Source organism: Pseudorhodoplanes sp., assembly GCF_046289595.1.
Classification (GTDB): domain Bacteria; phylum Pseudomonadota; class Alphaproteobacteria; order Rhizobiales; family Xanthobacteraceae; genus Pseudorhodoplanes.
In genome coordinates this window covers 13,992-33,772 of record NZ_JBKBVB010000043.1, presented here as the reverse complement: position 1 = coordinate 33,772, position 19,781 = coordinate 13,992, and the positions used below count along the sequence as shown (strand labels likewise).

General features: G+C 63.9%; 21 protein-coding genes. 15 read left to right on the top strand and 6 right to left on the bottom strand.

The genetic code is table 11. The annotated features are described in order from the left end of the window. The first annotated feature begins 119 nt into the window (after positions 1-119). The 10 genes from ACK41X_RS11225 (at position 120) to ACK41X_RS11180 (ending at position 9,726) form a co-directional block, all read left to right on the top strand. Positions 120-647 (top strand): hypothetical protein, encoded by a 528-nt coding sequence (locus tag ACK41X_RS11225; protein ID WP_409722790.1) that lies wholly within the window; start codon positions 120-122, stop codon positions 645-647. A gap of 27 nt (positions 648-674) precedes the next feature. Continuing rightward, a complete protein-coding gene (locus ACK41X_RS11220; RefSeq protein WP_409722788.1) occupies positions 675-1,394 on the top strand; it encodes a hypothetical protein in 720 nt (239 codons plus the stop codon). 70 nt (positions 1,395-1,464) lie between these two features. Beyond that, complete coding sequence (locus ACK41X_RS11215) at positions 1,465-2,133, top strand: response regulator transcription factor (protein ID WP_409722786.1); 669 nt, start codon at positions 1,465-1,467, stop codon at positions 2,131-2,133. Positions 2,134-2,158: 25 nt separating this feature from the next. Beyond that, a complete protein-coding gene (locus ACK41X_RS11210) occupies positions 2,159-3,451 on the top strand; it encodes an ATP-binding protein (protein ID WP_409722783.1) in 1,293 nt (430 codons plus the stop codon). Between the two features lie 37 nt (positions 3,452-3,488). Next, positions 3,489-4,634 (top strand): aminotransferase class I/II-fold pyridoxal phosphate-dependent enzyme, encoded by a 1,146-nt coding sequence (locus ACK41X_RS11205; RefSeq protein ID WP_409722780.1) that lies wholly within the window; start codon positions 3,489-3,491, stop codon positions 4,632-4,634. Positions 4,635-4,754: 120 nt separating this feature from the next. After that, on the top strand, positions 4,755-5,798 hold the full coding sequence (locus ACK41X_RS11200; protein WP_409722777.1) for a TRAP transporter substrate-binding protein: 1,044 nt from the start codon (positions 4,755-4,757) through the stop codon (positions 5,796-5,798). A 38-nt stretch (positions 5,799-5,836) separates the two neighbouring features. Beyond that, the gene (locus tag ACK41X_RS11195; protein ID WP_409722774.1) at positions 5,837-6,355 is read left to right on the top strand and encodes a TRAP transporter small permease; all 519 of its coding nucleotides are present in this window, start codon (positions 5,837-5,839) and stop codon (positions 6,353-6,355) included. Then, positions 6,352-7,650, top strand: a complete 1,299-nt coding sequence (locus tag ACK41X_RS11190; protein WP_409722772.1) for a TRAP transporter large permease — start codon at positions 6,352-6,354, stop codon at positions 7,648-7,650. Before ACK41X_RS11195 ends, ACK41X_RS11190 begins: the two co-directional genes overlap by 4 nt. Before the next feature lie 24 nt (positions 7,651-7,674). Beyond that, a complete protein-coding gene (locus ACK41X_RS11185) occupies positions 7,675-8,796 on the top strand; it encodes a M48 family metallopeptidase (RefSeq protein ID WP_409722769.1) in 1,122 nt (373 codons plus the stop codon). 81 nt (positions 8,797-8,877) lie between these two features. Then, complete coding sequence (locus tag ACK41X_RS11180; protein ID WP_409722766.1) at positions 8,878-9,726, top strand: EcsC family protein; 849 nt, start codon at positions 8,878-8,880, stop codon at positions 9,724-9,726. Between the two features lie 101 nt (positions 9,727-9,827). Here ACK41X_RS11180 and ACK41X_RS11175 read toward each other — a convergent pair whose 3' ends face one another. Both ACK41X_RS11175 and ACK41X_RS11170 read right to left on the bottom strand, forming a co-directional pair. Then, a complete protein-coding gene (locus ACK41X_RS11175) occupies positions 9,828-10,448 on the bottom strand; it encodes a YeeE/YedE thiosulfate transporter family protein (protein ID WP_409722763.1) in 621 nt (206 codons plus the stop codon). A 24-nt stretch (positions 10,449-10,472) separates the two neighbouring features. Next, positions 10,473-11,012: a YeeE/YedE thiosulfate transporter family protein gene (locus ACK41X_RS11170; protein ID WP_409722760.1), complete on the bottom strand. Its 540-nt coding sequence runs from the start codon at positions 11,010-11,012 to the stop codon at positions 10,473-10,475. Positions 11,013-11,119: 107 nt separating this feature from the next. On the opposite strand from ACK41X_RS11170, the gene ACK41X_RS11165 reads away from it, so the two are divergent. Further along, positions 11,120-12,217 carry a 4Fe-4S dicluster domain-containing protein gene (locus ACK41X_RS11165; protein WP_409722756.1) on the top strand — a complete coding sequence of 366 codons (1,098 nt, stop codon included), beginning with the start codon at positions 11,120-11,122 and terminating at the stop codon, positions 12,215-12,217. A gap of 6 nt (positions 12,218-12,223) precedes the next feature. Further along, positions 12,224-13,903 carry an FAD-dependent monooxygenase gene (locus ACK41X_RS11160; RefSeq protein WP_409722754.1) on the top strand — a complete coding sequence of 560 codons (1,680 nt, stop codon included), beginning with the start codon at positions 12,224-12,226 and terminating at the stop codon, positions 13,901-13,903. 46 nt (positions 13,904-13,949) lie between these two features. On the opposite strand, the gene ACK41X_RS11155 is transcribed toward ACK41X_RS11160, so the two are convergent. The 3 genes from ACK41X_RS11155 to ACK41X_RS11145 form a co-directional block, all read right to left on the bottom strand. Continuing rightward, positions 13,950-15,386, bottom strand: coding sequence for a DUF1254 domain-containing protein (locus ACK41X_RS11155; protein WP_409722751.1), 1,437 nt, complete (start codon positions 15,384-15,386; stop codon positions 13,950-13,952). Between the two features lie 155 nt (positions 15,387-15,541). After that, positions 15,542-16,264, bottom strand: coding sequence for a protein-L-isoaspartate(D-aspartate) O-methyltransferase (locus tag ACK41X_RS11150; protein WP_409722749.1), 723 nt, complete (start codon positions 16,262-16,264; stop codon positions 15,542-15,544). 14 nt (positions 16,265-16,278) lie between these two features. Beyond that, positions 16,279-17,025: an SOS response-associated peptidase gene (locus ACK41X_RS11145; RefSeq protein WP_409722747.1), complete on the bottom strand. Its 747-nt coding sequence runs from the start codon at positions 17,023-17,025 to the stop codon at positions 16,279-16,281. Positions 17,026-17,100: 75 nt separating this feature from the next. Here ACK41X_RS11145 and ACK41X_RS11140 point away from each other — a divergent pair, with 75 nt between their 5' ends. The 3 genes from ACK41X_RS11140 to ACK41X_RS11130 all read left to right on the top strand — a co-directional run bounded on the left by ACK41X_RS11140 (position 17,101) and on the right by ACK41X_RS11130 (position 18,366). Further along, the gene (locus tag ACK41X_RS11140) at positions 17,101-17,532 is read left to right on the top strand and encodes an NUDIX hydrolase (protein ID WP_409722744.1); all 432 of its coding nucleotides are present in this window, start codon (positions 17,101-17,103) and stop codon (positions 17,530-17,532) included. Positions 17,533-17,590: 58 nt separating this feature from the next. Beyond that, positions 17,591-17,980 (top strand): TIGR02301 family protein, encoded by a 390-nt coding sequence (locus ACK41X_RS11135; protein WP_409722741.1) that lies wholly within the window; start codon positions 17,591-17,593, stop codon positions 17,978-17,980. A 119-nt stretch (positions 17,981-18,099) separates the two neighbouring features. Continuing rightward, complete coding sequence (locus ACK41X_RS11130; protein ID WP_409722738.1) at positions 18,100-18,366, top strand: hypothetical protein; 267 nt, start codon at positions 18,100-18,102, stop codon at positions 18,364-18,366. A gap of 11 nt (positions 18,367-18,377) precedes the next feature. On the opposite strand, the gene ACK41X_RS11125 is transcribed toward ACK41X_RS11130, so the two are convergent. Next, entirely contained in the window at positions 18,378-19,712 is a 1,335-nt protein-coding gene (locus tag ACK41X_RS11125) for a dihydroorotase (protein WP_409722735.1), read from the bottom strand. Positions 19,713-19,781: the final 69 nt, after the last annotated feature.

Genomic DNA, 19,781 nt, shown 5'->3' with positions numbered 1-19,781 from the left:
CGTGAGCGCTGAGGCCGCATGACAATCTTAACCGAACCTTTCTGGCCCGGCTCAAGGTGCATTCAACGCCCCAGTTGTAAGAACCGCGCCATCGACATTTGAAGGGAGCGTTACGCGCCATGCAAAAATTGCCATTCGCCAGCTGCAATCGTCACCGCGCGATCATGATCGCCGCGCTCGGCGTCGTCATTGTCACCGCAAGCGCTGCCCCGGCTCAGATTCTCGGACCGCAATCCGCGAACCCTGCCCTGGCAAGTCCAGCCACGCTCGCCCCGGCGATCGATGCGGCAAAGACCCTTGCTCCGCTCGGCCTGACACCGCAGGGCAAAGTTTATGCAAAAAAGAAGCACTCCGAAGTGACGGCAATCACCAAAGAGGGGCGCCCGGTCCGGGTCGAGTTTGACTGGGCCGGCCGCGTAAAATCGGTCACCGACGCCAACCATCGCAAGGGTGGCACCGCAGGCGCGGTCGTGCCAGGGCCGGACCGGCTTGCCAGCCTGGTTCAGGCAGCAGGATTCGAGCCGCTCGGGCTTGCCGAGACCAAGCGTCATCACGCCGTTATGCGCGCCAGGAACCGGCAGGGCGAGACGCTCGAGCTGCACATCGATGCGTCGGGAGTTATCTACAAGCAGGTATGGTTGCGATAGACTTGAAGTTCATGCGGAAAGGCAGCCATGGGCATTCGCAACCTGTTTGTGCTTGCTGCAATTGCGCTGGTCCATCTCGCGACGCAGGCACCGGGCCAAGTCCTGCTTGGGTCCGGTGCGGCGCCCGAAAGCGTGATCGAGGGACCGGTCGCGGAAGTGTTCGGCGCTCGCCTTATCGTCGCAAGCGAGCGCGGGCGCATTCTCGTCGATCCGGTCGGGCGTGACGAAGCGCTGCCGGTCGTACCAGGCGAGCAGATAACGGCAACGGGAAGTCTCTCGGACCAAACGCTCGCCGCGAGTCGCATCACTCGCAGCGATGGCACGATTTTGTTTCAGGCGGTACCGCAAACGTCGCCGGCCACACCCGCCACGGATGGACGCGCCATCCTCCAGGCGCTGGCAGCCTTGCAACTGAAGCCGGCCGGGCCGCCCGTGCGCAAGAAGCATCACACTGAAATACTCGCCGTGATGGCGGACGGACGGACCGTATATGTTTCCTTTGACCGCTTCGGGCGTATCGACGAGATCGAGGATGCAACATACAATAAGGCGGCGATTGACGCAGGGCGAGGGCTGACGGAAGCCGACTACCGCGAGATCGCCAAGAAAGCCGGGTTCCTGCCGCTCGACGATTTCGAAGTCAAAAAACGCCACATTGAGTTATTGACGCGGAACCGCGCCGGCGAGCTGGTCGAACTTCACATCGACCGGTCTGGTTATATTTATAAGCAAGTATGGGTGAGATGATCGAACGGAAGATGCCGCCAAAGCGCGCGCAAGGTTAAACGACACGTCGCATACTGTGAGGCTGCAACACGTGCGCATCCTGCTTGTTGAAGACGACCGGCCGCTTGCCCGCGAGCTGGTATCGCTGCTGCAGCGGTCCAATTTCGTGGTGGACGTCTGCGAATCGGGCTTATCCGCGCGCGACCGCGAGGATATTGCGTCCTTCGATGCCGCGGTGCTCGATCTCGGTCTGCCGGATATAGACGGCGTTGCCGTCTTGTCGGCCTGGCGGGCTCGCTCGCAAAATCTTCCCGTTCTGATTCTGACCGCGCGGGACCGCTTTTCGGATCTGGTTGCCGGTTTCAAATCGGGAGCGGATGACTATCTCAAGAAGCCATTCCGCAACGAAGAATTGATCCTGCGGCTATTCGCCCTGATTCGGCGCGGCGCCGGTCATGCGCAGACGCATATAGACGTGGGCGGGCTGTCGCTGGAAACCGCCTCCGGCACGATTGCCCTTAACGGCCTGCCGTTGCGGCTGACCGCGTTTGAAGGCCGCGTTCTACGGTACCTCATGCATCGGCGCGATGCTGTCGTGAGCCGCACCGAATTGAGCGAACATGTCTACGGCGAAGACATCGATCGCGACTTTAACAGCCTCGAAGTCGTCGTCAGCAGACTGAGAAAGAAGATTGGCGCAGTTCGGATCGAAAGCATTCGCGGCGAAGGCTATGTCCTCAGAACCTGCGAGGACGCCTAGGTCTTCGCTCGTCAAGCGGATTGTCATGGCCGCGACCATGTCGACCGGCCTTGTTTTGGTTGTGGCTCTTCTCGCCGCGCTGCTGCTGCTCAAAGCGCACCATGAGCGCGCATTCGATGCGCGTCTGTCGCTCGAAGCGCAAGCCCTCCTTGTCGGCCTGTCGCGAGACAAGGAAGGCATCCTGATCATCGGGACATTGCCTGAAGACCCCCGATATCAGGACCGCTTGTCCGGCCGATACTGGATCGTACGCGATGCGAGCGGGATTCTGGCGCGATCGCGGTCGCTCGGCACGTCTGATATCGCACTGTCGGCTGACGCAACGCACGCAACCGGCCCGAACAATGAAAAATTACGAGTAGTATCGCTCACCCATCCTCAGGACACACCGATTCCAGGTCTCAAGGTTATCATAGCCGGCGCCCAGAGCGATGTGGATCGGGCCCTCGTTGCCGAGGCCGCGGCGCTCACTGCGGGCACTGCGGCCTTGGCCGCACTCCTGATCGTCGCCTTATGGTGGCAGGTCAACCGCAGCCTGCGTCCCTTAAATCGGCTTGTCTCGGACATCGCCGCGCTGCAGGACGGCCGGATCGAAAAGTTGCCCGCCGCTGAATATGTAGAATTGTCCAAACTGACCTCGGTGATCAACGATCTATTGCAGCACAGCCGCAGCCTGGTCGCCAATTACCGGGAAAGCACAGCCAAGCTGGCACACGCGCTAAAGACGCCGCTCGCGGTGATCGCGGCGCGCGCGGATCAGGGCGGCGAACACCCGGACGCCAAAGTGATGACCGCGGTTGCCTCCATGCGCCGCCATATCGATCGTAATCTAAAAAGAAGTCGGTCTGCGGCGCGCTCTCCTTCTTTCGCGCGGAGGGTCAAGATCGCTCCAGTTGTCTCGGAGTTGCTGTTCGCCCTCGGCCATGCCTATTCCGCTAAGAATCTTCAACAGCATCAATCGGTATCGTCAGGTCTGGAATTTGTGGGCGACCGGGAGGATCTGGAAGAAATGCTCGGCAATCTCATTGAAAACGCCCATAAATGGGCGAAAACCGCAGTGGCGGTTGCTGCCACGGCGCATGACGGGATCGTCGACATCACGGTCGAGGATGACGGACCGGGCCTTGGCTATCCCCTGGTTCCGCGGCCACAACCCGATCGAGAAGGAGACACGCAGACGGGCGAGGCCGCGCAGGGTCTCGGTCTGGCAATCACCCGGCAGCTTGCGGCGGGCTATCGTGGATCGCTGACCCTCGCGAATCGCAAAGGCGGCGGCACCATCGCGGTGTTGCGCTTGCCAAACACGGCGGGATCGTGATTGGTCGTGATTTTACGACCTGTGAAAGGCCGACTTCTTGAGCACCGGCACCGCTGGTTTCACCCGCAACACAAAACCCGTGGTCGGCGGCCCCGTCGGCGCCCGCGCCACGCTTGACGGCCGTTCCGTCATCCTTTTGACCGCCAACAACTATCTCGGCCTTGCCGGCGACCCGGAGATCATCGAGGCATCCTGCGCGGCGGCGAGGCAATATGGCAGCGGCACCACGCTCAATCCGCCGCTTGCGACCACACCCCTGCACGAGGCCCTGTGCGATACCATCGCACGCTTTCACGCCACCGACGCGGCGCTTCTGTTCAATTCCTGCACCGCCGCCAATGTGGCGGTGGCCTGCACACTTGCCGGCAAGGGTGACGTGATTTTCAGCGACCGGCTCAATCACGCCAGCATCATCGATGGCTGCCGTCTGAGTGCGGCGGAGACGCGCGTCTACAACAACCGCGATCTCGCCCATCTGGAAAGCCTGCTCCGCGCGCCGCATGACGGGGCAAAGCTTGTGATCACCGACGGCGTGTTCAGCATGGAGGGCGATGAAGCGGACCTGTCGGCCATGATCGCGCTCTGCAGGCACTATGGCGCGACGCTGGTGGTGGACGAGAGCCATGCGGCAGGCGTCACCGGGCCGGGCGGGCGCGGCACCGCCGCAGCGCAGAACTGTCTCGGCGAGGTCGATCTCTATACCGGCACGCTGTCCAAGGCGTTCGGCGGCTTTGCCGGCGGCTATGCCGCCGGGCGCGCCGATCTCATCGCCAAGCTGCACAATCACGGCCGCTTCTACATGTTCACCACCGCGATCACGCCCGCATCGGCGGCAGGCGCACGCGCAGCGATCGAGCGGGTGTTGCGCGACGACAGTCTGGTGCAGCGGCTGCGGGACAACACGGTCCGGTTGCGCGACGGCCTTGCTGCTCTCAGTCTCACCCTGCTCGGCCGCGATCATCCGATCACGCCGATTCTGGTCGGAGACGAGGGCAAGGCGCAGGCTTTCGGCCGCGCGCTGCTGAACGAGGGCGTCTACATCGGGGCAATCTCTTTCCCGATCGTTCCGCGCGGCGAAGCGCGGTTGCGGGCGCAGCCATCCGCGGCCCATTCATCCGCCGATATCGACGAGGCCGTCGCTGCAATCGGCCGCGCGGCGCGGCAGACCGGGGTGATCGGCTGAGCACGGACGGGCGGCGCTTGGCCGCCGCCAAAGCCATGGGCAGATGTAAAGAATCAGCTTGACGCGCGGGAAGCGAAATGGCCCGATCCGCCTCATAACAAGATCTTGGGAGGATCTCTGATGTCTCGCATGACCAGGGCCGCCGCTTTTGGCAGCGCGGCGTTCGCTGTTGCAGCATTGACGGCATTTTCACCGGCGGCTCACGCCCAGACCACCTTGACGATGTCGAGCTGGGTATCGCCGCAGCATCTCTTGACCAAAGACGTGCTCGCGGGCTGGGCGCAGAATGTCGAGAAGGCCACCAATGGCCGCGTCAAATTCAACATGCTGGCCAAGCATCCGTCTTCCCCGGCCGGCACCTTCGACGCGGTCCGCGACGGCCTGGTCGACGTCTCCTACGTGACGGCAAGCTACACGCCGGCGCGCCATGTGCTGCCGCTCCTGCCCGAATTGCCGGGCAGCGGCGCCACCGCCGAAATCAACTCGGTCGCCTTCTCCCGCATCCACTGGAAATATTTCCAGCCGATCGGCGAGTACAAGGGCGTAAAGCTGCTCGGCGTCTTTACCCATGGTCCTGGCCAGATGTTCAACACCAAGCGGCCGATCACCAAGGTCGAGGATCTGTCTGGGATGAAGATCCGCTCTGGCGGCGGCATTTCCGAACAGATGGCACGCGCGCTCGGCGCATCCGCCTTCGTCAAGCCGGCGCCCGAATCCTACGAATTGCTGAGCTCCGGCGTCGCCGACGGCACCTTCTTCCCGCTGGAGTCGATCATCTCGTTCAAGCTCGACACCGTCGTCAAACACGCCACGCTGTTCCCCGGCGGCTTCTACGGTTCGGCCTTCGGTTTCTTCATGAACGAGGACAAGTGGAATAAGCTGAGCAAGGAGGATCAGGCCGCCATCGAATCGGTCTCGGGCGAGGCGCTGGCCCGGCTCGCCGGCAAGGCCTGGGACAATACCGACCGCGCCGCACTTGAAGTGATGAAGAAGGCCAATATCCAGATCACCGAAGCGTCGCCTGAATTGATCAAGGGCGTGCAGGACCGGGCGAAGGACATCATTGCCAACTGGAAAAAGGCTGCCTCCGCCAAGGGCGTGGACGCTGAAAAGGTCTATGCCGAATTCCACGAGGAACTGAAGCGCGTCGCCGCCGGCCAGTAACGGCCGCCGGTGAGCGAAAAACATGTGAGCGCAAAAGTGTGAGCGCAAAAGCTTCTGACGGCGGCGTCTGGCTCGATCGTACGCTGGGCGCCGCCGCCGCGCTTCTGTTGTTCTGCCTGATGTTGATAACGGCCGTCGACGTGGTTGGCCGTTACATCTTCAACTGGCCGTTGCGCGGTGGCTTCGAGATTACCGAATTGCTGCTGCTGACGCTGATCTTCGCCGGACTCCCCCTGGTGTCGCGGGCGGACGAACACGTCACCATGGACTTTGTCGATGCCGCGCTCGGTCCGGGTGCGCGACGGATGCTGCGGAGGCTGGTCGACATCTTTTGCGGGATCATCATCGTCGGGCTCGCCTACCGGGTCTGGCTGCGTGCCGACAAGATCGCGGAATACGGCGATACGACCGAAGTCCTGCGGATCCCGGTCAGCCCTTTCGTCTATTTCATGGCGATCATGGTCGGGGTCACGGGCATCGTACACCTGATTAAGGCGCTGCTGCCGGCAGCCGAACGGCAGACCGCGTTCGATCCCAATAAGGCGAACACCGCATGACTGAAGCCATGGTCGGTCTCGGCATCATGCTGGTGCTGGCGCTGCTGCGCATCCCGATCGCGATCTCCATGGGGTTCGTGGGCTTTCTCGGCGTCGCCTATATGCGCGACTGGAATTTCGCGCCGGCCATGGCGATGGTCGAAACCAAGGTTTACGAGACTGGCCGCAACTACACGCTGTCGGTGATCCCGCTGTTCATCCTGATGGGCAATTTCGTGACCCGGGCCGGCATGTCGCAGGAGCTGTTTCGCGCGGCCAATGCCTTCGTCGGCCATCTGCGCGGCGGCCTTGCGATGGCGACCGTCGTCGCCTGCGCCGGCTTCGGCGGCATCTGCGGCTCCTCGATCGCAACGGCTGCGACCATGTCGAAGGTCGCCTACCCGTCGATGCGCGAACTCGGCTACAACGACCGCCTCTCCACCGGCGTGATCGCGGCCGGCGGCACGCTCGGTATTCTTATTCCACCGTCAACGCTGATGGTCATCTACGGCGTGATGACCGAGACCAATATCGGCAAGATGTTTGCCGCAGGCTTCCTGCCCGGCGTGCTGGCCGCCTTCCTGCTCTGCCTTGCGGTGCAATGGACTGTCTGGATGGACCCGAGTTCAGGGCCGCGCGGCAAGCGGGCCTCCTGGGGCGAGCGGATGCGTGCGGCCGAGGGCGTATGGGCGGTGGCGCTTCTGTTCATTATCGTCATGGGCGGCATCTATGGCGGCGTGTTCACCGCCACGGAGGGCGCCGGCATTGGCGCCTTCGGAGCATTTTGCATCGCACTTCTGCGGCGGGCCTTGTCGTGGCGCACGCTCCTGGACTCGCTGATCGAGTCCGGTCGCACCACCGCAATGCTTTTCGTCATCCTGATCGGCGCGCTGATGTTTGCCGAGTTCATCAATTACACCACGATGCCGCAGGATCTGAAAAATTTCGTGACCACGCTCAATGTACCCCCGATCATGGTCATTGCGGCGATCTGCGCCATCTATGTCCTGCTCGGCACCGCGATGGAAGAATTGTCGATGATTCTTCTCACCGTGCCGGTGTTCTTCCCGCTGGTCGTGCATCTGGGTTTCGATCCGATCTGGTTCGGCATTCTCATCGTCGTGGTGGTGGAAATCGGCCTCATCAGTCCGCCGGTCGGCATGAATCTGTTCGTGCTCAATGCCTTGCTGCCGAATGTGCCGACCACCACGCTGTTCCGCGGCGTTCTGCCTTTCGTGGTGGCCGACGTAATCCGGCTCGGGCTCCTGATCGCGTTCCCGGCGATCTCGCTGTGGCTGCCAAGCATGATGAGGTAGCTGGCCTGGCGAAAGCCGAGCGTCATGTCCGACACCGCAACACATTCGGGCCCCGGTGTCTATTTCGACGGCCTATCGGCGGCGCGTCACGATGTGACGGTTGCCTGCATGGCGGCCGGTATAGAGATTTGCGATCTCACCGGCCGGATCCTTGCCGAATGGCCCTATGATCGCCTGGCCCATCTCAACGCACCTTCGCATGTGTTCCGGCTCGGACTGCGCAACAGCGACCGGCTGGCGCGGCTTGAGATTGTCGATCCCGATCTCGCCGATGCCGTGGATCGCGCCACGCCGCTGATCGACCGGGCCGACCCGACCGATCGGGCCGGTCGGCGCGCCGTCGTTGTCTGGGGTTTCGTGGCGGCCGCATCGCTGCTTCTGGTTGCGTTCTATGGCGGTCCACGCATTGCGGACGGGATCGCCCGCCTGGTGCCGGACCATATCGAGCAGCATCTCGGCCGCGCCGGCGACCTTCGCTTCCGCGCCACCTATGACACCGGCACCGATGGTCGCCCTTTCGAATGCGGCGTCACAGCCTCGGAAAGTCCCGGAAAGGCGGCATTCGGCAAGCTCATGTCGCAGGTGACGCAAGCCTCCGGCCTGACGTTGCCGGTCCAGGCCGTGGTGGTCCGCCGCGAGGAGCCCAATGCCTTCGCGCTGGCCGGCGGCTCTGTCTACGTGTTGCAGGGTCTGATCGAACAGGCGCAAAGCGTCGATGAAGTGGCGGCGGTGATCGCCCATGAGCTTGGCCATGTCGCGAACCGCGACGGCATCCGCAGCGTGGTGCAATCGGCGGGCCTCTCGCTCGTTTTCGGTATCGTGCTCGGCGATTTTGTCGGCGGCGCCGCGGTGGTCGTGGCGGCGCACATGCTGATGGAGGCGAGCTATTCGCGGCGGCAGGAGATGGCGGCCGACGATTTTGCGCTCCGCACCCTGCAGGAACTGAATGCCGACCCCCGCGCCCTTGCGACCTTCCTCGAACGCGTCGCCCGCGCGCCGCGGCCCGGCATGTCAATTTTTCACGCGCATCCGTCGATTCCGGAACGGGTGGCGAGAATCAAGGCGGTTACGCCGTCGAAGCGCGGCGGCGCGCCGCTGCTCGACGAAGCCGAGTGGCAGGCGCTGCGGCGGATCTGCGCAGGCTGAAGGCGGTGCCTTGCGAAGCCAGCCCGGAAACCGCCGGCCGCGTTCCCGCATTGTCAGGCAACGTCGTGCTATAAGGTTGCCATGATCGAGCCCGCGCCCAACTCTGAACCCAAGCCCGAGTTTGAGGCCGCCGCAAATCCGATCCAGCTTGCTCCCGACGATCTGGAGGCGCTGCGGCGCGCCGTCGCCGCACTCGAACACCCGAGCCTCGCCGCGCGCCTCACCAACATGGTCGGCAAGCCGATCGAGCTGATCGGCTATGCCCTGCCCGAGACCGCGACCAATGCCATATCCGCGGCCACGACCAAGGCGCTGGAGATGGCGCTGAAGACCGCGCTGATGACGATGCGGCGCGACCCTCGCGCCGGCTCGCAGTTGCTGCACCGGGCGCTGGTCACGGCATCGGGTGCGGCTGGCGGCGCCTTCGGCCTTGCGACGCTGCCGATCGAACTCCCGGTCTCGACCATCATCATGCTGCGCTCCATCGCCGACATTGCGCGCAGCGAAGGCGAGGACCTGTCGAACCCGGAAGCGGCGCTCGCCTGCGTGCAGGTTTTCGCACTCGGCGGGCGCACCGGGTCGGACGATGCGGCTGAAAGCGGCTATTTCGCGGTCCGCGGGCTCCTGGCGAAATCGGTGACCGAGGCGGCGCGCTATGTCGCCCAGCGCGGCGTCGTTGCCGAGGGCGCGCCGGTCATGGTGCGCTTTCTGACCGAGATTGCGTCGCGCTTCGGCGTCGTGGTCACGCAGAAGACCGCGGCGCAGACCTTTCCCGTGATCGGCGCACTTGGCGGAGCTGCGGTGAATTACGCCTTTCTCGAGCATTTCCAGGATGTCGCGCGCGGACATTTCACCGTGCGCCGTCTGGAGCGGATCTATGGGAGGGACATTATCCGGAAGGAATATACCCGCCTTGCGGAAAACCGCTGACACATTGGGACGGCCATGTCTGGCCCCTCGCGAGGCCGGACTTGGGACGTTCGCGCGCAAGTGACGAGCCCGCCCTTGCGGGATGGAGCAGAAGCTCCTTCCTATCGGACCGGCACGGCACGCACTGGCACGTCGCCTCGCTCCCGTGCGCCAAGGTCGCCGTCGAGATTCGGACCAAGTTCGCGGTTCGAGGGGAAGTATCGCTCCAGCACGATCAGAATGGCGACGCATAATGCCGCCAGCACGAGCGCACTAACCCAATATGGAATCCCGAACATCGTGTGAAGGACCAGCCTTCCGCTGGAGACGCCAAGGAAGGTCTTCGACAAGGCCGGCTCCGCGTATGAATAGGCGACCGCCCCGGACAACGCGCCGATCAACGTAACGACGGCGTCGCGATAGCCGGCGCCGATCTGCGCCATGACCGTACCGGGACAGGCTCCCGCAAGCGCAATGCCCATGCCCAGGATGAGCCCGCCCACAATATCGGCGCCGTACAGCGTCGGCTTCGGCGCCAGCTTGACGAAGCCGAAACCGTTCAGCACCGCAAGCACGACGGCGCCGGTCGCAACCGCGGTGAGAAACACCTTCAGCATGATGAAGTTGCGCAGCTGCATCTGCCCGACGATGACTCCCGGCTCGAACACACGCGATTTTTCGAGTGCAAAGCCGAACACAATACCCATCAGAAGGCCGATCGATATAGCGGTGACGAGTGACATGACGTGTCTCCCCTTTTCGGTTTTTCAGATACGCCGCAGCGCCAGCATCGCGGTGGCGATGCCGCCCGCAAACATGGCGGCGACGGCAACGATCGAGCCGACCGCGAGTTGCGCCGTGCCCGACAGGCCATGTCCGCTGGTGCAGCCATCGGCGAGCCGCGCGCCGAACAGCATCAGAAAGCCGGCCATGAATGCGACGGCATAGCGGCGCGACGGTGAGCTTGAACCGAGCGCGCGCGCCCAGATCGGCGAGATCGGCTGCCGGCGGGCACCCGACAGCTTCATCGACACAAAGGCGCCGACAGCAACGCCGACCACCAGCGCGACCTGCCACCAGTTCTTTCCGGTCGTCGCGACATGACGAGCGACATAATCGATCTTCAGGATCGCCGGGTCGGCCCACGACATCACGAGGCCGCCTATCGTGACATAGGACGACGACGCACCGAGCGCGGTTTCGATAAGCAGAAAGGCCGGAATCTGCAGCAGGCCGATCACAATGCCGGCCACATAGGGCGACCAGGATTTTGCGGTGAGCGAGAGCATGACAGCGAGCTCCTTCAACAGGCTCCTGCGAGAGGCGCGTGCAACAGGCGACAAGCGCTGGGCCGAACGGTCAACATATTCAGTATATCTAATATGATAGGCCGCGCCTTTGACCTGGATCAAGGATGGCAAGCGCAACGCCGATGGCGGCCGGCGGCCTCGGCGATAATGCCGCAAGGCTGGTCAAGACGCCGTCTTGCGGCAATAATTTCTTCATGCCGAAACCGAACAGCTACCGCCCATTCCAGCCCGATCCCGCGCAAGTTGCGCTGATCCCGGAGATCTCCGGCAACGCGATCAACGGTCTCGGCGAATCTGCGCCGCGGCGCCCGCGCCTCGTCTATTGGGCACCTGATCCCGACACCATCCCCCATGGCGCGATGCAGCGCTGGTTCTACAAGGTCAATCCGGATCACCCGGCGCTGGTCCGCGCCCGCGAACAGCGCGCGCAGATGGCATCGGAGACGATGCCCGAGGTGACCGGCGCGCCGGTACAGCGCGTACCCGAGGACTGGAATGCGGCGCTGGCCGCACTGCCCGAGGATCGCCAATTCGGCGCGTCCGACGATCGGCTGTTCGACATGTGGGGCGTCGCGCAGATGGACCCGCACTGGGTCTATGAAGGCCAGACCGTCACGCAAAGCCGCATCATCATGCTCGGCTTCGCGCACGACTATGCCGAGATCGAAACAGCGCCCGAGCCGGAAGCCGGGGCCGAAGTCGTCAAGCAATATGGCCGCGCCATGCGCGCGGCCAAACGCGTCGCCGGCTGGCTGCGTCTGCAGGGCTGGGACGCCGAGCCGCTGACAGGCCCAATGACGTCGAAAGTCATGATGATCCCGCCCGCCATCGCTTGCGGCTTCGGCGAGCTCGGCAAGCACGGCTCGATCATCAATCAGGAATTCGGCTCCTCCTTCCGGCTCTCCGCGGTTTTGACCGATGCGCCCTTTGCGCCGACGCCGAAACGCTGTTTCAATGTCGATTCATTCTGCGAATCCTGCCGGGTCTGCGAGAATGCCTGCCCGCCGGAAGCCATCGCGCCATACAAGCAGACGGTTCGCGGTGTCGAGAAATGGTACGTCGATTTCGACCGCTGCCTGCCCTTCTTCAATCAGACTTTCGGCTGTGCGATCTGTATCTCGGCCTGCCCCTGGAGCCGGCCCGGCGTCGGCTTCAATCTCGCGGCGAAGCTCGCGCGGCGCTCCGAACGTACGACGTCGTAGCCGCAGATGACAGAAACGAAACGCAGTCCCGTCGCCATTTCCGGCGGCGGACCTGTCGGGCTCGCGCTCGCGCTCATGCTCGATCATCACGGCGTGCGCAGCGTCGTGTTCAATACCGAGCCGCAAACGCGCTGGCACCCCAAGGGCTCGACGCAGAATGCGCGGACCATGGAGCATTACCGCCGTCTTGGCTTCGCACATGAGCTGCGCAAGCTCGGGCTGCCGGCGCGCCATTCCGGCGACGTCGCCTACTTCACGCGGTTCAACGGATATGAGCTGGCGCGACTGCGAATGCCATCGGGAGCCGAGAAGGCGAGAGCGGTCGCAGGTGCTCGCAAACTCGATCAGTTCCCCGAGCCGCTGCTGCGCGCCAACCAGATGTATGTCGAAGCCTTCCTGCTCGAGGAGGCGCGCAGGCGCGCACGCATCACGCTTCGCTTTGGCTGCGAGGTCGCAGACTTCACACAGGATTCGGACGGCGTGACTGTCAGCGCCAGCCAACTTGCGGACGGGCGCACAGAACGATGGCGCGCCGATTATCTGATCGGCTGCGATGGCGGCCGCTCGTTCGTGCGCCGGAGTCTCGGCATCCGCTATGCCGGCGAGGAAACGCTGCAGCAGGCGTATTTCGGCGGGCGCATGTTCGCAAGCTATCTGCGCGCGCCGACGCTCTATCGCGATGTCCTGAAAGACCGCGCCTGTTTCCAGCATTGGGCGATCAATCCCGACATCCGCACCACCATGATTGCGCTCAATGGCAATGACGAATTCCTGTTCTGGATGCGCCCGAAAGATCCACAGGCCGAACCGGACGACGATGTCGTCAGGCGCGCGGTTGCAGACTGTTGTGGTATGGACGTTCCGGTCTCGGCGATTGCGCACGCGCCCTGGACCGCGGGTGTTGCGCTGGTCGCGGAGCGCTTTGCCGACCGGCGCGTGCTGCTCGCCGGAGACGCCGTGCATCTGTTCACCCCGACCGGCGGCTTCGGCATGAATACCGGGATTGACGATGCCGCCAATCTGGCGTGGAAGCTGGCAGCCGTTCTGCAGGGCTGGGGCGGGCCGCATCTCCTGGCAAGCTACGAAGCCGAACGGCTGCCGATCGCGATCCGCAACACCGGAGCGGCACGCTCGCTCGCAAAGAGCATCGGCGACATTCGCGTCCTGCCGGAGTTGGAGCAGGACACGGCCGCAGGTGCCGCCGCCCGGCAGGCACTCGGCATGCGTCTGTCAACCTTTGGTGAGGAATTCGCCTCGATCGGCGTGCAGCTCGGAGCACGTTACGACGGCTCGCCAATCGTTGCGGGCGACGGCGCGCCTCCGCCCGACGATTTCGCGGCCTATACGCCAAGCGGCGTGCCGGGCGGGCGGGCGCCGCATGCCTGGCCCGGCGGCGGACGCGGCATCGGCGACTCGCTGTTCGACCGTTTTGGAACCGGTTTCACCTTGCTCCGGCTCGGGGCAAGCGCCCCGGACGCGCAGGCATTGGCATCGGCCGCGAAAGGCCTGAACATGCCGTTCACACAAATCGACATTGCCGACGACGACATCCGCGCGCTCTATGGCCGCGACCTCGTATTGATCCGGCCGGACCAGCACATCGCCTGGCGCGGCAATGCGGTGCCGCACGATGCCGGCGCCTTGCTGCGCCGGCTGACGGGTTTCGGCCGCGGCTCTTCGACTTGACGCGCTTTCTTGACGAGAACCAGTTGCCACTTCGCCTGAAAACGCTCTACGCCATCCGCCTGATGCCGGGCGGCTGCCAGGTGCCGGACCCGGCCGGCAGGATCGACGGCGCGGCTGTCTTCGGCCAGTAAAGCCGCATGACGAGATAGATCGGCCCATCCGGCGCCGGCAGCCAGTTGGCCTCTTTGTCGGGGCCCGGCGATTTGCTCTGGATATAGATCGGCAGCGAGCCGTCCGGTTCGGTCTTCATGCCCGGCAGCATCGGCGAATTGATCAGATAGCGGTCGATCGGGTTGTTGATCAGAAGCTGCGATCTGCCATCATACATGGTCAGCGACCAGAACGAATTCACCGGCGGTAGCTGGCCCGCCGGGAAGGTCAGCACGTAATTGTGCTTGCTGCCATCCAGCGTCTGCCCGTCCATATCCACGCGGGTGAACGGATACATCGCCTCCTCGGGGCTGTTGGCGTAGATGCCGGCTTTGGCCACCATCGCGCGCTTCAGCCAGTCGCCGTTATAGTGTGCAGCGTCGCCCGGCCCTCCGCTCACGCGCCAGCCATTGATTGCAACGCCGGCTTTGGCTACGGCCTCCTCGACCTTGCGCTCGCCTTGCTTCATGCCGAGCCCGACCTCCAGCTTTTCCTCCAGCGTGAGATCCTTGAAGTCGAAGGTCTTGTCGGGGCCGATGCCGATCCGCGCGAGCTCCGCGCGGATTGCCTTTTCGTTCTCCTGCGCCGGCGCGAAACGCAAGGCGAAGTCGAGATAACGGAAGAAATCCGTCTTCACGAGTTCCTTGTCGAATTTCGGAAAGTCGATGTCGGGCGCCGAAGCGAGCATCGGCTGGTTTATATATTTCGACAGCGGCTGCACCTGATAGCCGGCCTGCACCTTGCGGACATTGCCGATATCGTCCGGGCTGAACAACTGGGTGCGGAAGATCGCAAGCGACATCTGCGTGCCCGACCGGAACATCTGCTTGACGCCCGCGGGCATCGTACCCTTCCAGTCGGGGCCCACGACCATGTAGTCGCCCGCGCCGTTGCCGGTCGTGCGGCTGCCGATATAGCCGTAATTGTAGGTGCTGCCATCGGTGAGCTGCACCGAATAATAGCGCTTAGGATCGATCGCCGGCACCGAGATCACCATCGGCTCGGTGCGCAGATCGAACCACGCCATCGAATAAGGGGTATCGCTGTTCGGAGTCGGGACAGCAGTGTCCTTGTAGGTGAAGACGTTCGATTCGTTCTTGATCTCGTTGAACGGCGCCTTGTATTGCGACGAGCTCTTGTCGATCACGAATTCGTACATCACGCCGTAATTCATCACCAGCGGCAGCCCGTAGATGAACCCGCGCTCGGCGATGTCCTTGGCTTCAAAGAAGCGCGGGCGGCCGCTCTGCGCGAGCGCGAGATACGGTTTCGCCACGGCGGAAGCAGCGGCCGCGCAGGCGGCCGAGCGCAAGAGGTCGCGTTTGGTCAGCATGGAAAGCTCCTGGTATTGCAGCGCCAGCGTTTGATGTGTGACCGTGCACGCGTCCCTTGCCGCGATCCTACATGACCGCACGCGGTTGCCCAGATCGGCAGTCAAACCGGACCGCACGGCAAACTACACTTTTCCGCGAGCGTATGGCGGGCGGATTATCGGGTGGTTTGCGGTCCGGTGAACGGCACGAAGCGGACCGCGATCACCGAACGCGAGACCGTCTTGTCAGGCGCGATCTTCTCGATCACGGTGAGTTGCTGACCGCCGGTAACCGGACCGAGCGGCAATACGATACGACCACCGACCTTCAGTTGATCGATCAGGGGCGGCGGCACATGGCCGATCGCTGCGGTGATGACGATGGCGTCGAACGGTCCGCATTCGGGAAAGCCGCGATAGCCGTCGCCGATGCGGACCTCGATATTGTCGTATCCCTGTTCCTTCAATGCGGCGGCAGCCTGTTCGCCGAGCGGCGCGACGATCTCGACGGTGCAGACCTTGCGCGCAAGCCGCGCCAATACCGCGGCCTGATAGCCGGAGCCGGTGCCGATTTCGAGCACGACATGATCCGGCTTCACGGCGGCGAGGTCGGTCATCAGCGCGACGACATAGGGCTGCGAGATGGTCTGGCCGCGGCCGATCGGCAGCGGGCGGTCGGCATAGGCTTCGGCACATGAGGTCCGCTGCGGGATCAGCGCGCGACGGTCGACATCGCGCATCGCTTTCAGCACAGGTTCGGAAATCGGCAAGCCCGACCGCGGATAGCCTCGGATGGTGTCGACCATGGCGCTGCGTTCACGCGCGCATTCGGTGGTAGCGAGAGCGGGCGCTGCGACCGCCAGACCCAGAAGCGACAGAATTGCTCTCGTGATCGCCATCAAGCCTCCGCGATTCAGAACAGCGACTGCTGACGGTCGTCCTTTTTCGCTTTGCGCGAAGGTTTCGCCGGCCCCGGCTGCTCCGCAACAGGCGGCGCGGCATATCGCGCGATCAGTTCCGATCCGTCGTGGACCGCACGGTTCACCGCGGGTGAGACTTCATAGACCTCCAGCAGGTCGTCGCGCGCGGGCGCGATCAGCGCCGCCGCCATCTGCTCGTCGACGCGCATGGTGTCGAGCCACATGTCCCAGGTCTCGGGCGGCAGTATCACCGGCATGCGATGATGGATGGAGCGGATCAGCGGGCTCGCATCGGTCGTGACGATGGCGGCAGTGTCGAGTTCCTCGCCGTTCGGCCCGACCCAGGTTTCCCAGAGCCCGGCGAAGGCTAGCGGCCCGCCGTCCTTGCGCTGCACGAAATACGGACGGTTCGATGCACCGTCGCGCCGCCATTCGTAGAAACCGTTGGCCGGAATGAGACAGCGCCGCCGCTTCATCGCATTCCTGAACGCGGGCCGCTCGTTGACGGTCTCCCCGCGCGCATTGAACAGAAGCGAGATCATTTTCGGATCCTTCACGAAGGCCGGAATCAGGCCCCATCGCATCAGCGCGAATTGCCGCTCGCCCTCCCACAGCCGCACCACCGGGACCGGCTGGCTCGGAGCCACATTGTAGCGCGGCGGAAAATCCGGCATCTCCTTGTACCTGAAGAGCTGCCGCATCGCTTCCGGCGCGGTGGTGATGGCATAGCGTCCGCACATGGATGCAACATAATGCGCATCGAACCCGGGGGAAGCGGCTTATCCGCCGCTGGGGACAAGTGAGGGACACAACCCGTGGATGAGCGCGCCTACCCAAACCGGCCGTTCCTGGCGGTCAGCGCCGCGGTGATCCGGGACGGCCGGGTGCTGATCGTGCGCCGCGGCGGCACGTTCGGGCGCGGCATTTACACCCTGCCAGGCGGGGTGGTCGAGACCGGGGAAACCCTGACGGACGCCGTGATCCGGGAAGTGCGGGAGGAGACGCAGGTGGCGATCGAGCCGGTGACGCTCGCCGGCTACCGCGAGATGATCCTGCGCGACGGCGACGGAAAGGCATCCCGGCACTTCGTGATCCTGTGCTTTGCGGCGCGCTGGATCGCCGGGGAACCGGTGCCGGACCCCGCTGAAATCTCCGAAGCCGCCTGGCGGCTGCCGGATGAGCTTGACCGACTGAAGACTACCGAAGGTCTCGCGGAGATCGTCGCCGAGGCGATGGGGAAACTGTGACCCGCGCCCTGCCGTTTGCCTTGCCCTCGCCACCGGGCGGGCGCATATCAGCCCCGCCATGATCATCCGCCGCCGCCTCCTTTGCGCCGCCCTCTTGCTGAGCGTGAGCCTGCCGCTCGCAGCGCCGGCGCGGGCGATCGACAGCGGCGCGCTGTTCGAGACCGAACTGGAGCGACTGTCCGAAATTCTGGGCGCATTGCATTACCTTCGACCGCTGTGCGGGGCGAAGGAGGACCAGAAATGGCGCAACGAGATGCGTGCCTTGCTGGAGGCGGAGGCCCAGGCCCAGGACCGCAAGGTCAAGCTGATGGCGAGCTTCAACCGCGGGTATAACGGTTTCAGGCAGACCTACCGCAGCTGCACCCCGGCCGCCGATCTGGCGGTCCGGCGCTATCTCGACGAAGGCGCCAAGATCGCGCGTGAAATCACCGCCCGCTACACCAATTAAGCTTCTGCTGGCCGTCGTGTTAACCCTTCTTAAAGACGAGGGTTTGCTGCGGAAAGCTGCGTGTTAACGTGCGGTCTTCCTTGGGGTGGGCGTCAGGCGGCGCGCAGGAACTCGTTAATATGACAACATTGACGCGTATTTTCCCGGCTCGTGAGCCGATCGCCGATCATGAGCAGAAGCAGGTCGCGCTCAGCTATGTGCACGAGGCCTGGGCGGAGGCGCGTCTGGACGGGGTTGATGGCGACTGCCTGGCGCAGGCCTGCCTGTTCGCGGCACTGATCGAGTTCGTCTCAACCTATGGCGAGGATGCCGCGTCCGCCTTTGCCGAAGGCCTTCCGGCCCGCATACGGAACGGTGAGTTCTCGGCCGATCTGTCGCGGCAATAGCGTGCGGGCGGTCACGCCGCCAGCGTTTCGAGGAACCGAACGCGTTCGCCCTGCGACGGCCTCACGAGTTGCCCGTCCCACATCACACGGAGCCCGCGTACCACGGTGCCGACCGGCCAGCCGGTGACGCTTATGCCGTGATACGGCGTCCAGCCGGCCTTGGAGGCGACCCATTCATTGGTGATGGTTTCGCGCCGCTTCAGATCGACGATTGTGAGATCGGCGTCATAACCCACTGCAATGCGACCCTTGCGCGCGATGCCGAACAGCCGCGCAGGCCCTGCACTCGTCAGGTCGACGAAGCGAAAGAGCGACAGCCGTCCGGCATTGACGTGATCGAGCATCAGCGGAACCAGCGTCTGCACGCCGGTCATGCCCGATGGCGTCGCCGGATAGGACTTCGCCTTTTCCTCGAGCGTATGCGGCGCGTGATCGGAGCCGATCACATCGACCACGCCCTGCTCCAGGCCATACCAGATACCGGCCTTGTGCGAGGCGTCGCGCACCGGCGGATTCATCTGCGCCCGGGTGCCGAGCCGCGCATAGCAATCCGGCGCTTCCATCGTGAGATGATGCGGCGTCACCTCGACCGAGGCGACGTCCTTGTGATCCTTCAGGAACGCCATCTCCTGCGCAGTGGAGATATGGAGCACATGCACGCGCGCCCCGGTCTCGCGCGCGACGCGGACGAGGCGCTCGGTTGCGATCATGGCGGCTTCCGGGTCGCGCCACACCGGGTGCGAGGACGGATCGCCCTCGATGCGCAGCGGCTTGCGCTCGTTCAGGCGCGGCTCGTCCTCGGCATGGAACGAAGCCCGGCGGCGGATCGCTTTCAGGATGTTGCGGAGCCCTTCCTCGTTCTCGACCAGCAGCGAGCCCGTGGACGAGCCCATGAACACCTTGACGCCGCAGCAGCCGGGCAACCGCTCCCATTCCGGCAGATGCCTGTAATTGTCGTAAGTGCCGCCGATGAAGAAGGCATAGTCGCAATGCATGCGATGGTGCCCGCGCCTGACCTTGTCGGCCAATGCTTCCGGCGTGATCGTGAGCGGATCGGTATTCGGCATTTCGAACACCGCGGTCACGCCGCCCATCACAGCGCTGCGCGAGCCGGATTCCAGATCCTCCTTGTGGGTGCCGCCCGGCTCGCGGAAATGCACCTGGGTGTCAATCACGCCGGGCAGCACATGCAGGCCCGTGCAGTCGACCGTCTCCCCGGCCGAGGCCCGCGACAGATCGCCGATTTCAGCGATCCGCCCGTCCCTTATGCCGATGTCACGCGGCCCTTCCCCGTCCTGGTTGACCACAATGCCGCCGCGAAAAATCGTGTCGTAGGTTTGGGTCATCGTCAGGGTCCGGTTAGGTGCCTATTATTCGTCAGATCATGCAGCGCCTTACGTTTCACCACAAATTCT